The 14,630-nt window shown below is 43.8% G+C and carries 9 protein-coding genes, 10 tRNA genes, 3 rRNA genes and 1 pseudogene; 20 read left to right on the plus strand and 3 right to left on the minus strand.

Features of this window, described 5'->3' with window-relative positions; genetic code table 11:
* Positions 1-51: 51 nt before the first annotated feature.
* From hpf to PW252_RS02555, 14 genes are all read left to right on the plus strand, one after another.
* Complete coding sequence (hpf, locus tag PW252_RS02490) at positions 52-594, plus strand: ribosome hibernation-promoting factor, HPF/YfiA family (RefSeq protein WP_105117239.1); 543 nt, start codon at positions 52-54, stop codon at positions 592-594.
* A 421-nt stretch (positions 595-1,015) separates the two neighbouring features.
* Positions 1,016-2,572 (plus strand): 16S ribosomal RNA (locus PW252_RS02495).
* Between the two features lie 52 nt (positions 2,573-2,624).
* Positions 2,625-2,697 (plus strand) — tRNA-Ala (locus PW252_RS02500).
* Positions 2,698-2,863: 166 nt separating this feature from the next.
* Positions 2,864-5,766 (plus strand): 23S ribosomal RNA (locus tag PW252_RS02505).
* Positions 5,767-5,858: 92 nt separating this feature from the next.
* A 5S ribosomal RNA gene (gene rrf, locus PW252_RS02510) occupies positions 5,859-5,974 on the plus strand.
* The 16S, 23S and 5S rRNA genes sit together here with 10 tRNA genes alongside, the layout of an rRNA operon.
* A 5-nt stretch (positions 5,975-5,979) precedes the next feature.
* Positions 5,980-6,052, plus strand: a tRNA-Val gene (locus tag PW252_RS02515).
* A 2-nt stretch (positions 6,053-6,054) separates the two neighbouring features.
* Positions 6,055-6,127: transfer RNA gene (locus PW252_RS02520), tRNA-Asp, on the plus strand.
* Between the two features lie 65 nt (positions 6,128-6,192).
* A tRNA-Lys gene (locus PW252_RS02525) sits at positions 6,193-6,265 on the plus strand.
* A 3-nt stretch (positions 6,266-6,268) separates the two neighbouring features.
* Positions 6,269-6,350: transfer RNA gene (locus PW252_RS02530), tRNA-Leu, on the plus strand.
* Between the two features lie 17 nt (positions 6,351-6,367).
* Positions 6,368-6,440 (plus strand) — tRNA-Thr (locus tag PW252_RS02535).
* 12 nt (positions 6,441-6,452) lie between these two features.
* Positions 6,453-6,524 (plus strand) — tRNA-Gly (locus PW252_RS02540).
* 7 nt (positions 6,525-6,531) lie between these two features.
* Positions 6,532-6,615: transfer RNA gene (locus tag PW252_RS02545), tRNA-Leu, on the plus strand.
* Positions 6,616-6,629: 14 nt separating this feature from the next.
* A tRNA-Arg gene (locus PW252_RS02550) sits at positions 6,630-6,703 on the plus strand.
* A 47-nt stretch (positions 6,704-6,750) separates the two neighbouring features.
* Positions 6,751-6,824 (plus strand) — tRNA-Pro (locus tag PW252_RS02555).
* A 185-nt stretch (positions 6,825-7,009) separates the two neighbouring features.
* On the opposite strand, the pseudogene PW252_RS11280 reads toward PW252_RS02555, so the two are convergent.
* Positions 7,010-7,139: pseudogene (locus tag PW252_RS11280) on the minus strand (transposase); the annotation flags it as partial.
* A 179-nt stretch (positions 7,140-7,318) separates the two neighbouring features.
* Positions 7,319-8,671 (minus strand): 23S rRNA (uracil(1939)-C(5))-methyltransferase RlmD, encoded by a 1,353-nt coding sequence (gene rlmD / locus PW252_RS02565; RefSeq protein WP_248050463.1) that lies wholly within the window; start codon positions 8,669-8,671, stop codon positions 7,319-7,321.
* 37 nt (positions 8,672-8,708) lie between these two features.
* Between rlmD and recX the strand changes: the two genes are divergently transcribed.
* The 4 genes from recX to PW252_RS02585 all read left to right on the plus strand — a co-directional run bounded on the left by recX (position 8,709) and on the right by PW252_RS02585 (position 11,330).
* Positions 8,709-9,485 (plus strand): recombination regulator RecX, encoded by a 777-nt coding sequence (gene recX, locus PW252_RS02570; RefSeq protein ID WP_248050460.1) that lies wholly within the window; start codon positions 8,709-8,711, stop codon positions 9,483-9,485.
* 77 nt (positions 9,486-9,562) lie between these two features.
* Positions 9,563-10,096, plus strand: a complete 534-nt coding sequence (gene ntdP / locus PW252_RS02575) for a nucleoside tri-diphosphate phosphatase (RefSeq protein ID WP_105117475.1) — start codon at positions 9,563-9,565, stop codon at positions 10,094-10,096.
* Between the two features lie 57 nt (positions 10,097-10,153).
* The gene (locus PW252_RS02580) at positions 10,154-10,471 is read left to right on the plus strand and encodes a DUF960 domain-containing protein (RefSeq protein WP_248043808.1); all 318 of its coding nucleotides are present in this window, start codon (positions 10,154-10,156) and stop codon (positions 10,469-10,471) included.
* Positions 10,472-10,604: 133 nt separating this feature from the next.
* Complete coding sequence (locus PW252_RS02585; protein WP_248050459.1) at positions 10,605-11,330, plus strand: GntR family transcriptional regulator; 726 nt, start codon at positions 10,605-10,607, stop codon at positions 11,328-11,330.
* 35 nt (positions 11,331-11,365) lie between these two features.
* Here PW252_RS02585 and PW252_RS02590 read toward each other — a convergent pair whose 3' ends face one another.
* A complete protein-coding gene (locus PW252_RS02590) occupies positions 11,366-12,076 on the minus strand; it encodes a GntR family transcriptional regulator (protein ID WP_105124356.1) in 711 nt (236 codons plus the stop codon).
* A gap of 222 nt (positions 12,077-12,298) precedes the next feature.
* On the opposite strand from PW252_RS02590, the gene PW252_RS02595 reads away from it, so the two are divergent.
* Entirely contained in the window at positions 12,299-14,071 is a 1,773-nt protein-coding gene (locus tag PW252_RS02595) for a glycoside hydrolase family 35 protein (protein ID WP_248050458.1), read from the plus strand.
* 55 nt (positions 14,072-14,126) lie between these two features.
* Positions 14,127-14,612: a PTS system mannose/fructose/N-acetylgalactosamine-transporter subunit IIB gene (locus PW252_RS02600; RefSeq protein WP_105117480.1), complete on the plus strand. Its 486-nt coding sequence runs from the start codon at positions 14,127-14,129 to the stop codon at positions 14,610-14,612.
* Positions 14,613-14,630: the final 18 nt, after the last annotated feature.

A 14,630-nucleotide genomic window follows, 5' to 3' on the forward strand; every position in this document is an offset into this window, starting at 1 on the left:
TGTGATATAATAATAGTGAAGAAAGGCGAAAGCCAAGAAAGAGGTACTAATATGATTAAATTCAGTATTCGTGGAGAAAACCTTGAAGTTACAGATGCACTTCGTACTTATGTAGAAGAGAAAGTAGCAAAGATTGAGAAATACTTCAATGAAAATCAAGAGTTGAATGCTAAGGTCAATCTAAAAGTTTACCGAGATAAGCGTGCTAAAGTTGAAGTGACTATCCCAGTAGGAACTGTCACTCTGCGTGCAGAAGACATTTCACAAGAAATGTACGGCTCTATCGACCTTGTCGTAGATAAGATTGAACGCCAAATTCGTCGCAATAAAACTAAGATTGAAAGAAAACACCGTCAAAAAGTTGCAACAGGTCAAGTCTTTACAGATGAACTTGTAGAGCAAGCGGAAGAAGAAGTAAAAGTTGTTCGCACCAAACAAGTTGACTTGAAGCCCATGGATATGGAAGAAGCTATCCTTCAATTAGAATTGCTAGGACACGACTTCTTCATCTATACTGATGCTAACGACGGTACAACCAACGTCCTTTACAAACGCGAGGACGGAGATTTGGGACTTCTTGAAGTTCGCCAATAAGCGATTTGAACAGCTACACCTGTAGCTGTTTTTCGTTATCAAAAAATATTAAAAAAGAGTTGACAAGGTCAAATGAAGATGATAGAATGATTGAGTTGTCTTTTGGAGAACCTGTTAACCGTTTGAAAAAAAGTTTCAAAAAGTAGTTGACAAGGTCAAATGAAGATGATAGAATAATTGAGTTGTCAAATCTGAAGCGAGACAACACGAAAAAAGAAAATAAAAAAAGTTTCAAAAAAGTGTTGACAAGCAGTTGAAGAAATGATAAACTAAGATAGTTGTCGCAAGAGCGACGAGCAAGACCTTTGAAAATTAAAGAAGACGAACCAAACGTGCAGGGTGATTTATCGAATGATAAATCGTCAATGAACAAAAACAATAAAACGGAAAGCTAGTGATAGCTTGAGTTTGAATCAAAACTTTTTATGAGAGTTTGATCCTGGCTCAGGACGAACGCTGGCGGCGTGCCTAATACATGCAAGTGGAACGCACTTATTTCACCGGAGCTTGCTCCACCGAGATAAGTGAGTCGCGAACGGGTGAGTAACGCGTAGGTAACCTGCCTCATAGCGGGGGATAACTATTGGAAACGATAGCTAATACCGCATAACAACATTTATCGCATGGTAGATGTTTGAAAGGAGCAATTGCTTCACTATGAGATGGACCTGCGTTGTATTAGCTAGTTGGTGGGGTAACGGCTCACCAAGGCATCGATACATAGCCGACCTGAGAGGGTGATCGGCCACACTGGGACTGAGACACGGCCCAGACTCCTACGGGAGGCAGCAGTAGGGAATCTTCGGCAATGGGGGCAACCCTGACCGAGCAACGCCGCGTGAGTGAAGAAGGTTTTCGGATCGTAAAGCTCTGTTGTAAGAGAAGAACTGTGAGAAGAGTGGAAAGTTTCTCACTTGACGGTATCTTACCAGAAAGGGACGGCTAACTACGTGCCAGCAGCCGCGGTAATACGTAGGTCCCGAGCGTTGTCCGGATTTATTGGGCGTAAAGCGAGCGCAGGCGGTTTGATAAGTCTGAAGTAAAAGGCTGTGGCTTAACCATAGTACGCTTTGGAAACTGTCAAACTTGAGTGCAGAAGGGGAGAGTGGAATTCCATGTGTAGCGGTGAAATGCGTAGATATATGGAGGAACACCGGTGGCGAAAGCGGCTCTCTGGTCTGTAACTGACGCTGAGGCTCGAAAGCGTGGGGAGCGAACAGGATTAGATACCCTGGTAGTCCACGCCGTAAACGATGAGTGCTAGGTGTTGGGTCCTTTCCGGGACTCAGTGCCGCAGCTAACGCATTAAGCACTCCGCCTGGGGAGTACGACCGCAAGGTTGAAACTCAAAGGAATTGACGGGGGCCCGCACAAGCGGTGGAGCATGTGGTTTAATTCGAAGCAACGCGAAGAACCTTACCAGGTCTTGACATCCCAGTGACCGCCCTAGAGATAGGGTTTCTCTTCGGAGCACTGGTGACAGGTGGTGCATGGTTGTCGTCAGCTCGTGTCGTGAGATGTTGGGTTAAGTCCCGCAACGAGCGCAACCCCTATTGTTAGTTGCCATCATTCAGTTGGGCACTCTAGCGAGACTGCCGGTAATAAACCGGAGGAAGGTGGGGATGACGTCAAATCATCATGCCCCTTATGACCTGGGCTACACACGTGCTACAATGGCTGGTACAACGAGTCGCAAGTCGGTGACGGCAAGCTAATCTCTTAAAGCCAGTCTCAGTTCGGATTGTAGGCTGCAACTCGCCTACATGAAGTCGGAATCGCTAGTAATCGCGGATCAGCACGCCGCGGTGAATACGTTCCCGGGCCTTGTACACACCGCCCGTCACACCACGAGAGTTTGTAACACCCGAAGTCGGTGAGGTAACCTTTTAGGAGCCAGCCGCCTAAGGTGGGATAGATGATTGGGGTGAAGTCGTAACAAGGTAGCCGTATCGGAAGGTGCGGCTGGATCACCTCCTTTCTAAGGAAATGGAACCTGTACGTTAGTCTTCTTTAATTTTGAGAGGTCTTGTGGGGCCTTAGCTCAGCTGGGAGAGCGCCTGCTTTGCACGCAGGAGGTCAGCGGTTCGATCCCGCTAGGCTCCATTAACAACGGAAGTTGTTAAGATTTTGTCCATTGAAAATTGAATATCTATCAAACATTCCTGATGTATCTGCAAGGATACATTAAGAAATAGTAACAAGAAAATAAACCGAAAACGCTGTGAATATTTAATGAGTTTTCTAATTTTTTTAAAAATTAGGTTAATAAGGTTAAGTTAATAAGGGCGCACGGTGGATGCCTTGGCACTAGAAGCCGATGAAGGACGTGACTAACGACGAAATGCCTTGGGGAGCTGTAAGTAAGCAATGATCCAGGGATGTCCGAATGGGGGAACCCGGCAGGTAATGCCTGTCACTCACTACTGTTAAGGTAGTGTAGAGGAAGACGCAGTGAACTGAAACATCTAAGTAGCTGCAGGAAGAGAAAGCAAAAGCGATTGCCTTAGTAGCGGCGAGCGAAACGGCAGGAGGGCAAACCGAAGAGTTTACTCTTCGGGGTTGTAGGACTGCAATGTGGACTTAAAGAGTATAGAAGAACTACCTGGGAAGGTAGGCCAAAGAGAGTAATAGCCTCGTATTCGAAATAGTCTTTATACCTAGCAGTATCCTGAGTACGGCGAGACACGCGAAATCTCGTCGGAATCCGGGAGGACCATCTCCCAACCCTAAATACTCTCTAGTGACCGATAGTGAACCAGTACCGTGAGGGAAAGGTGAAAAGTACCCCGGAAGGGGAGTGAAATAGAACCTGAAACCGTGTGCCTACAACAAGTTCGAGCCCGTTAATGGGTGAGAGCGTGCCTTTTGTAGAATGAACCGGCGAGTTACGTTATGATGCGAGGTTAAGTTGAAGAGACGGAGCCGTAGGGAAACCGAGTCTGAATAGGGCGCTTTAGTATCATGACGTAGACCCGAAACCATGTGACCTACCCATGAGCAGGTTGAAGGTGCGGTAAGACGCACTGGAGGACCGAACCAGGGCACGTTGAAAAGTGCTTGGATGACTTGTGGGTAGCGGAGAAATTCCAAACGAACTTGGAGATAGCTGGTTCTCTCCGAAATAGCTTTAGGGCTAGCGTCGACATTAAGAATCTTGGAGGTAGAGCACTGTTTGGATGAGGGGGCCATCTCGGTTTACTGATTTCAGATAAACTCCGAATGCCAATGATTTATGGTCGGCAGTCAGACTGCGAGTGCTAAGATCCGTAGTCGAAAGGGAAACAGCCCAGACCACCAGCTAAGGTCCCAAAATAATTGTTAAGTGGAAAAGGATGTGGGGTTGCACAGACAACTAGGATGTTAGCTTAGAAGCAGCTATTCATTCAAAGAGTGCGTAATAGCTCACTAGTCGAGTGACCCTGCGCCGAAAATGTACCGGGGCTAAAACAATTTACCGAAGCTGTGGATAACACTTAGGTGTTATGGTAGGAGAGCGTTCTATGTGTGAAGAAGGTATACCGTGAGGAGTGCTGGAACGCATAGAAGTGAGAATGCCGGTATGAGTAGCGAAAGATGGGTGAGAATCCCATCCACCGTAAGACTAAGGTTTCCAGGGGAAGGCTCGTCCGCCCTGGGTTAGTCGGGACCTAAGGAGAGACCGAAAGGTGTATCCGATGGACAACAGGTTGATATTCCTGTACTAGAGTATGAAGTGATGGAGGGACGCAGTAGGCTAACTAAAGCGGGCGATTGGAAGTGCCCGTCTAAGCAGTGAGGTGTGATATGAGTCAAATGCTTGTATCTATAACATTGAGCTGTGATGGGGAGCGAAGTTAAGTAGCGAAGTTAGTGACGTCACACTGCCGAGAAAAGCTTCTAGCGTTGTATCATACTCTACCCGTACCGCAAACCGACACAGGTAGTCGAGGCGAGTAGCCTCAGGTGAGCGAGAGAACTCTCGTTAAGGAACTCGGCAAAATGACCCCGTAACTTCGGGAGAAGGGGTGCTGACTTTACGTCAGCCGCAGTGAATAGGCCCAAGCAACTGTTTATCAAAAACACAGCTCTCTGCTAAATCGTAAGATGATGTATAGGGGGTGACGCCTGCCCGGTGCTGGAAGGTTAAGAGGAGGGTTTAGCGCAAGCGAAGATCTGAATTGAAGCCCCAGTAAACGGCGGCCGTAACTATAACGGTCCTAAGGTAGCGAAATTCCTTGTCGGGTAAGTTCCGACCCGCACGAAAGGCGTAATGATTTGGGCACTGTCTCAACGAGAGACTCGGTGAAATTTTAGTACCTGTGAAGATGCAGGTTACCCGCGACAGGACGGAAAGACCCCATGGAGCTTTACTGCAGTTTGATATTGAGTATCTGTACCACATGTACAGGATAGGTAGGAGCCTACGAAGTCGGGACGCCAGTTTCGACTGAGGCGCTGTTGGGATACTACCCTTGTGTTATGGCTACTCTAACCCGGTAGGTTTATCATCTACGGAGACAGTGTCTGACGGGCAGTTTGACTGGGGCGGTCGCCTCCTAAAAGGTAACGGAGGCGCCCAAAGGTTCCCTCAGAATGGTTGGAAATCATTCGCAGAGTGTAAAGGTATAAGGGAGCTTGACTGCGAGAGCTACAACTCGAGCAGGGACGAAAGTCGGGCTTAGTGATCCGGTGGTTCCGTATGGAAGGGCCATCGCTCAACGGATAAAAGCTACCCTGGGGATAACAGGCTTATCTCCCCCAAGAGTTCACATCGACGGGGAGGTTTGGCACCTCGATGTCGGCTCGTCGCATCCTGGGGCTGTAGTCGGTCCCAAGGGTTGGGCTGTTCGCCCATTAAAGCGGCACGCGAGCTGGGTTCAGAACGTCGTGAGACAGTTCGGTCCCTATCCGTCGCGGGCGTAGGAAATTTGAGAGGATCTGCTCCTAGTACGAGAGGACCAGAGTGGACTTACCGCTGGTGTACCAGTTGTCTTGCCAAAGGCATCGCTGGGTAGCTATGTAGGGACGGGATAAACGCTGAAAGCATCTAAGTGTGAAACCCACCTCAAGATGAGATTTCCCATAACTTTATGTTAGTAAGAGCCCTGAGAGATGATCAGGTAGATAGGTTGGAAGTGGAAGTGTGGCGACACATGTAGCGGACCAATACTAATCGCTCGAGGACTTATCCTAGATAAGCAAAATTCAACGAAGTCAATATTGACAAGCGTTCGGTTTCTTGTTAGAATATAGATATTCAATTTTGAGTTGACAAAACTCAGTAGTTAAGTGACGATAGCCTAGGAGATACACCTGTTCCCATGCCGAACACAGCAGTTAAGCCCTAGAACGCCTGAAGTAGTTGGGGGTTGCCCCCTGTGAGATACGGTAGTCGCTTAGCGAATAGGGAGTTTAGCTCAGCTGGGAGAGCATCTGCCTTACAAGCAGAGGGTCAGCGGTTCGATCCCGTTAACTCCCATAGGTCCCGTAGTGTAGCGGTTATCACGTCGCCCTGTCACGGCGAAGATCGCGGGTTCGATTCCCGTCGGGACCGTTCAAATAGTCTAGGAGACTATTTGAAGTTGGAAATAGAGCAAACAGAGTTTGCGTCATATTTACGACTCGTTAGCTCAGTTGGTAGAGCAATTGACTTTTAATCAATGGGTCGCTGGTTCGAGCCCAGCACGAGTCATATGCGGGTTTGGCGGAATTGGCAGACGCACCAGATTTAGGATCTGGCGCTTTCGGGCGTGGGGGTTCAAGTCCCTTAACCCGCATAAGGAAATAATAATAGGCCGGCTTAGCTCAGTTGGTAGAGCATCTGATTTGTAATCAGAGGGTCGCGTGTTCAAGTCATGTAGCCGGCATTTGAAGAGATTGCGAACGTAGTTCAGTGGTAGAACACCACCTTGCCAAGGTGGGGGTCGCGGGTTCGAATCCCGTCGTTCGCTTTGAGAGGCCGGGGTGGCGGAACTGGCAGACGCACAGGACTTAAAATCCTGCGATGGCAACATCGTACCGGTTCGATTCCGGTCCTCGGCATGGACTTTATAGAAGCACCCTTAGCTCAACTGGATAGAGTACCTGACTACGAATCAGGCGGTTAGAGGTTCGAATCCTCTAGGGTGCATGACTCGCTTAATGATGTCATTAGGGGAGCTTTATTTTTAATAACAGCGGGAAGTAGCTCAGCTTGGTAGAGTACTTGGTTTGGGACCAAGGTGTCGCAGGTTCGAATCCTGTCTTCCCGATTTATTTTTCAAAGAGTAGCAATGCTACTTTTTTTGCTTTTTGCGGCTCCATAAGACTGTAGTGGGTAGATGAAAAGCTAACACCTAGAGAGTACGAAATTCGTTCTTTCTTTCTTTATCTCTTTCTTGTTTTTGGGAGATAAGCTGAAAAGGGATCTTCCAGCCCTTTTCACTGTTCAAAGCAATCAAAATCTGTTTTTAAAGTTTTCAAGGTTCCTGAAACCAAAGGCATTTCTCTTAATGACTTTGATGAGATTATTGGTAGCTTTTCAGTTTGGCGTTGGAATATGGTAGTTCTAGGGCATTTAGTACCTTTCCTTGTCCTTTAGTAATGTCTAATATACCGTTTAAAAAATTGGAGTAAATAGCCGAATATAAAAACGAATGGCTCAAGGTAGTTATAAAATTCTACCCTGTAGCATTCGTTTTGTTTTATTTGAAACTGCTTCTTATAGCTTAACTTTTCTATCGTCCTATTTTTAGTTTCCCCTATGCTATTTCCTACTCAACTTCACAACTGCCTCAGTTCGTGCGGTATGGGGAAACATATCAACGGATTGGATGTATTCAACCTTGTAGACTTTAGTCAGCTCAACCAAATCTCTGGCCAGGGTTGAAACGTTGCAGGATACATAGACCATCTTAGCAGGCTTGTATTCCAAAATCGTTTTGAGGAGCTTTTCGTCTAAGCCAGTCCGAGGTGGGTCGACCACTAAGGCATCTGCACGGTAGCCTTCTTTGTACCATTTAGGAATAATCTCTTCTGCCTTCCCCGCTTCATAGTGAGTGTTAGTCAGCCCCATCCGTTTGGCGTTGGCCTTAGCATCCTCGATGGCTTCTGGTATGATGTCCATCCCCCGAACAGACTTGACCTTTCTGGCAAAGGCAAAGCCAATGGTTCCTACGCCGCAGTAGGCGTCGATTAGGGCCTCATTACCTGTTATATCCAAAGCTTTGACAGCCTCACCATAGAGAACTTCCGTTTGTTGGGGATTTAGTTGGTAAAATGCCCGAGGTGACAGGGAGAACTCGTAGTCCAAAACAGCCTCTTCGATGGCCTGTTTGCCCCAGAGAATCTCCGTTTTTTCTCCGTATATATCACTGGTCTTCTGTCTATTCCAGTTTAGAGCAACAGTGACAATGGTAGGAAATTGCTTGGTTACTTCTTCAATGAGTTTGGTCAGATTGACCTGGCAGGAGGTGACAAAAATAACCTGAACCTGACCAGATTGACGGGCTCTACGAACCATAACCGTACGAATGCCCTGCTCCTTACGCTCGTTGTAAATAGGGATACGGTGCTTAGTTAGGAGGTCAGCAATCCTATTGATAACCTTTTGGGGTTCCTTGTCTTGGACATAGCAGTCTGTAATACCAATCAGGCGATGGGAATTTTCAGCATAGAGCCCAGCCTTGACTTGACCCTTGAATGAACGGGTTTGAAACTGTAATTTAGCCCGATAATGACTTGGCTGAACCATTCCAATAGTTGGGTGAATGAGGTAATCCTCATAGCCTGCTGGCTTAAATTTCTTCAAGGCTTGTTGGAGCAGGTCTTGCTTGAAGTCCAGTTGCTTGTCATAACGGAGGTGCATGATTTGGCAACCACCACAGGCTTGATAGATGTCACAGCTTGGTTTGACCCGGAATTTTGATTCCTTGTTAATTTTCAGTAGCCTTGCTTCCACAAAATTACGTTTAACAGAGGTTACTTGACAATAGATTTCTTCTCCCTTGAGGGCACCAGGAACAAAGACTAGCGTTTTTTGATAAAAGCCAATACCTTCGCCATTGATACCCATTCGCTTGATTTTCAAGGGAATTCGTTGGTTTACTTGTAAATTCATATTATTATTTTACCGAAAATTCCTGTATAATGAAAGAATGAGAATTACAAAAATCGAAAAGAAAAAACGGCTCTATCTCTTAGAAGTTGAAGGACAGGAAAACACCTATATTACAGAAGATACCATTGTTCGCTTCATGCTCAGTAAGGACAAGGACATCACAGAAGAGGAATTTCAAGCCATTCGGGATTTTGCCCAATTTTCCTATGGAAAAAATTTAGCCCTGTATTTCATTTCCTTCAAGCAGAGAACTAAAAAAGAAGTATTGGAATATCTGCAAAAATATGAGATTGCAGGAGCCACTGCTCTAAAAATTGTTACTAATTTGGAAGAAGATAGGTGGATTGACGATAAAGCCTATGTAGAAACCTATATCCGTCAGAATGGCTTGAACGGTGACAAGGGACCAGCTATGCTTCGTCAAAAGTTAATGGCCAAGGGAATTTCAAAATCCTTGATTGATGGAGGCTTGGCAGAGGTTGATTTTTCAGATCTGGCTGAAAGGGTTGCAGAAAAATTATGTCGAAAATACCAAGCTAAATTGCCTCTTCGAGCCTTACAGGATAAGTTGGTTCAGGGCTTGATGTCCAAGGGATTTTCCTATGAGCTTGCCAAACAAAGCCTTGCTCAATTAGACTTGACATCTGATGAAGAAAATGAAGCAGAGTTGATTGCCAAGGAGTTGGATAAGCAGTATCGGAAATACAGTCGAAAATATGAGGGATATGAGCTGAAACAACGTTTGACACAGGCTTTGGCCCGCAAAGGATTTGATTTCGATACTATAAAAACAGCCCTTCGTGAATATCTGTGAGAAAAATCTTCGCCTAGGTTGAAAAAATATGGTATAATAGTCAAGATAAATTGTAATAGTAGAAAGTTGGTAACAAAGTGAAATTACCAAAGGAAGGCGACTTTATTACTATTCAAAGTTATAAACATGACGGTGAAATTCATCGCACTTGGCGTGACACCATGGTATTAAAAACAACGGAAAATGCTGTTATTGGGGTCAATAACCACACCTTAGTGACTGAAAATGATGGCAGACGTTGGGTAACGAGAGAACCAGCAATCGTTTATTTTCATAAAAAATACTGGTTCAATATCATTGCAATGATCCGTGAAAACGGTGTTTCCTACTATTGTAACCTTGCTAGTCCTTATGTTCTAGACAACGAAGCCCTCAAGTACATCGACTACGACCTAGATGTCAAGGTCTTTGCTGATGGTGAGAAAAGGCTCTTGGATGTGGACGAATACGAGCGTCACCGCAAGGCTATGAAGTATTCTAGTGATATTGATTTTATTTTGAAGGAAAATGTCAAGATTCTGGTGGACTGGATCAACAATCAACGTGGTCCCTTCTCTCCAGCCTATGTTAATATCTGGTACAAACGCTATTTAGAACTGCGAAGTAGATAAAGTTAGAAAAGAAAATCCTGTCTTACAGGTTTTTTTCTTACCATGAAGGAGAAAAAGATGGCTTTTGATCAAACAAATGGACGGTACGCAAGTTTTGGTGTTGTCACCTCATTGCCAGGAGAGGTCATTGACAGTTTTTGGTATTTTATTGATAACTACTTAAAGGGAGTCATTCCCTTAAAAAGTGTCTTGCGTTTTTCCATCAAAAATAGGAAGGGGAAGGTGACACTTGTTTTTTCTCAAGAGGGCTATAAAAATGCCATTGCTTTAGATTTGAACAGTCGCTTTGATCCTTTTTATCCGTCAACGATTTTGGTGATGGATAAGCAGGGCAAGGAAACCATTACCCTACCAGATGAAGTGACCCTCTTATAGTAACCTTTAATTTTCGGCTCTTGCTCAGTTTTTTCCATTTTGTATAAATTATGTTACATCAACATCTTGTTAATATAGTGAATTTGTTGTAAAATAATGGTGAAAGATTGTGCAGATTCGAAAGGAGGATACTATGAGTGGTCAATTTGATGACAAACCCCTTTATTTGCAGTTGGTCGATGAACTAGAAGTAGCTATTCGTGAGAGAATGGCGCCAAATGATAAATTGCTTTCAGAGCGGGAATTGACACAGGTACATGGGGTCAGTCGCATTACCGTTCGCCTAGCCTTGCAGGAGTTGGAAAAGCGTGGTTTGGTCTATAAGAAACATGGCAAGGGAACCTATGTTTCAGAAATCTTGGATACTGCTGTAGATTTATCCCAGGCTTATAGCTTCACTGATCAGATGAGAAAAATGGGGAAAGTGCCTCGGACGATTATCTTATCCTTTAGAAATATACAGGCTACCGATTTTATTGCTCAGCAGTTGCAGGTCAGCTGTGGAGAGCTTGTATTTGAAATAGAACGTCTTCGTCTAGCTGATGAGATTCCAATGATGCTGGAGAGGACTTATGTGCCTGTTTCACTTTTTCCTACTTTGACAAGTGGTAGGATGAGCGAAAAACCTTTGTATGAAATTTTTCTGGAAGACTATGGACAGGTTGTTCGTTTGGCAGAAGAAGAATTTTATGCCAGTATTTCTCTAGACAATGAAGCCAAGATATTGGGGATTCCGAGTAATAGTCCAGTTCTTCATCTGGTGAGAAAGACCTATAATGATAAAAATAGGTTGATTGAGTATACATTTAGTATTGCTAGAGCGGATCAGTTTCGATATAAGATTATTCATCAGAAATAGAAAAACGCAGATGGTTAAGTCTGCGTTTTTTGCTTTTAACGGTGGTTAGCTGTGATTTCGAATTTGTAATATTTCCAGTGCTTGTAGGTTTCAGTATATTCCATGATTTCGCCACTTGCACTGTGAGTGGTTGTTTTATTTTGAAGAACTGCAGGTTCTGTTGCTTTTAAATTCAAATGTTTTGAAACGTCTTTTGGACAAGGGCTAACAATTTCATTGGTTTCAACAAACGGTTCCTCAGACATATGGATGTTGTAGTCCAACTTGAAGCGTTGGTAGATAGACTGATAATGTTCTAGTGGAGCATCCGGATTTTGAATATATCGTTGAGGGATATAGGAATTGTGGAAGATGTATGGTGTATTTTCTGTTGAACGCACACGAACAATCTTATAGTAGAAATCATTCTTATCCAAGTTGAGTTTTTCAAGGATTTCAGGGTCATTGCCTTTTTCACAAGAGAGCACGACAACAGTATCCTTATCCATTGGGAAAACTTCGATATCGGAGAATTCTACCAAGCGCCCTTTGCGGGAACGGGAAACGAAGGTTCCTTTGCCCTGTTGCCGAATCAGGTAGCCATCCTTAACCAATTCATTTACAGCACGGATAACCGTAATAGAGCTAACGTTAAATAGTTTTGTCAATTCAGATTCTGTGTAAAATTTATCGCCATTTTCAAATTTTCCAGAAATGATTTGTTGGCGTAAATCATTTTGTATGAGTTGATACTTTGGTACTTTCATTACTATAACTTCCTTTCTACTTGTTAGTATACTAAATCAATCTTGATAAATCAAAGGAAATAGCTCAAAATATAAAAAATGCGCTATGAAAACGCATTAGAACGGGATTTTTTGTCTATTTGTAAAAAAATTACAAATAATTTTCAAAAAAGACTGGACATAACCACTGGAAAATGTTAATATAATGACAGATAAGAAAACGGTTACGAAAAAGGAGCCAATATGAATGAATTTACGATAAAAGATGACTTTTATTTAAATGGTAAATCCTTTAAGATATTATCAGGAGCCATTCATTATTTTAGGGTTCATCCTGATGATTGGTACCATTCCTTATTTAACCTTAAAGCTCTAGGTTTTAATACAGTTGAAACCTATGTTCCTTGGAACTTGCATGAACCTAAGAAAGGCGAGTTTTCATTTGAAGGAATACTAGATATCGAGCGATTCTTGGGAATTGCTCAGGAACTAGGGCTTTATGCAATTGTTCGTCCTTCCCCCTATATTTGTGCAGAGTGGGAGTGGGGTGGTTTACCCGCTTGGCTGATGACGGAAGAGCTTCAAGTACGCTCGAGTGATCCTGTATACTTGAAGCACCTAGATGAATATTACGCTTCTCTTCTTCCTAAGTTAGCCAAGCTCCAACTCTCGCAAAATGGCAACATACTAATGTTCCAGGTTGAAAATGAGTATGGTTCCTATGGTGAAGAAAAAGAGTACCTAAGAGCAGTGGCTGAATTGATGCGTAAATATGGCTTGACAGCTCCGCTATTTACATCAGATGGACCATGGAGAGCCTGTCTGAGAGCAGGTAGCATGATTGCGGATGATGTCTTGGTGACAGGGAATTTCGGGTCGAAAGCCAAGGAAAACTTCGCTATGATGCAGGATTTCTTTGACGAGTACGATAAGAAATGGCCGCTCATGTGTATGGAATTCTGGGATGGTTGGTTCAACCGCTGGGGTGATGAAGTCATTCGACGGGATCCAGATGAGCTAGCTCAAGCAGTCATGGATTGTATTGAATTGGGATCGATTAACCTTTATATGTTCCATGGTGGAACCAACTTTGGATTCATGAATGGTTGCTCAGCTAGAGGTCAAATCGATTTGCCACAGGTCACTTCTTATGACTATGATGCAATTCTAGATGAGGCTGGTAATCCTACCAAGAAATTCTATGCCTTGCAAGGCTTGATGAAGGAAAAATATCCTGAACTGGAGTATTCAGAACCACTGATTAAGGAAGCCAAAGCCTTTCCGTCAGTAAGTTTGAAAGAAAAAGTTAGCCTATTTGCGACACTAGAAAATGTAAGCGATTACTCATCTAGCTTCTATCCAAAAAATATGGAAGAGTTGGGTCAATCGACAGGCTATATTCTTTATAAAACACGGCTAGAACGTGATAAGGATGAGGCAGAGCGACTTCGTGTCATTGATGCTCGAGATCGTATTCAGGTCTATGCCGATGGTCGTTTGGTTACAACCCAGTATCAGACAGAAATTGGTGAAGATATTGAATTAGAGTTCCAGTCTAACCAGGTTGAACTAGCAGTATTAGTTGAAAACATGGGACGAGTCAATTACGGTCATAAATTGACTGCACCTACACAATCCAAAGGTTTGGGTCGTGGTGCCATAGCAGATTTGCACTATATCAGTAATTGGGATATGTACTCATTGCCACTGGATGATATTTCTGGACTAGACTTCACGAAAGAGTGGCAGGAGGGGCAACCAGCCTTCTATCGCTACCAGTTTGAACTAGAAGACCTGGCAGACACTTACTTGGACATGACAGGTTTTGGTAAGGGTGTTGTATTTGTTAACAATGTAAATATCGGACGTTTCTGGGAAAAAGGTCCAATCCTCTATCTCTATATTCCAAAAGGATACTTAAAGAAAGGAGTTAATGAAATAGTCGTTTTTGAAACGGAAGGACAATATAGAGAGAAGATTAGTTTTTCACAGGAACCCGTTTATAAAGAGGTGTAGGTGTTCTGCAGAGAACATCTAGCAGAAAGATTTATGAAGAAAAGGAGAAAAGTATATGGCAATTATTGCTACACGTATTGATGGTCGTTTGATCCACGGTCAGGTTGCTAACCTTTGGACGACTAAATTAAATATTAGTCGGATCATGGTTATCGATGATGCGGTTGCTCAAAACGACATTGAGAAACAAGGTTTGAAATTAGCCTGCCCACCGGGGGTAAAATTATCTATTTTGCCAATCGAAAAAGCAGCTAATAACATCAAGGAAGGCAAATATGATGCGCAACGTTTGTTGATTGTTGCCCGTCGTCCTGAAAACTTCCTCCGCTTGGTTGAATATGGTGTAGAACTTGCTGAATTGAACGTCGGCAATATGTCACAATCACCAGAAACTCGCTCTGTTACTCGCTCTATTAACGTTGTAGACAAGGACATTGCGGACTTTGATGCCTTGGTTGCTAAGGGAGTGAAATTGATCGCTCAAATGGTACCAGGCGACACGCCAAAAGACTTTATGCCACTCTTGGATAAGGTCAGATAAACTTCGGATATTTTTGAA

Origin of the sequence: Streptococcus sp. 29887 (assembly GCF_032595075.1) — a bacterium.
Classification (GTDB): domain Bacteria; phylum Bacillota; class Bacilli; order Lactobacillales; family Streptococcaceae; genus Streptococcus; species Streptococcus iners.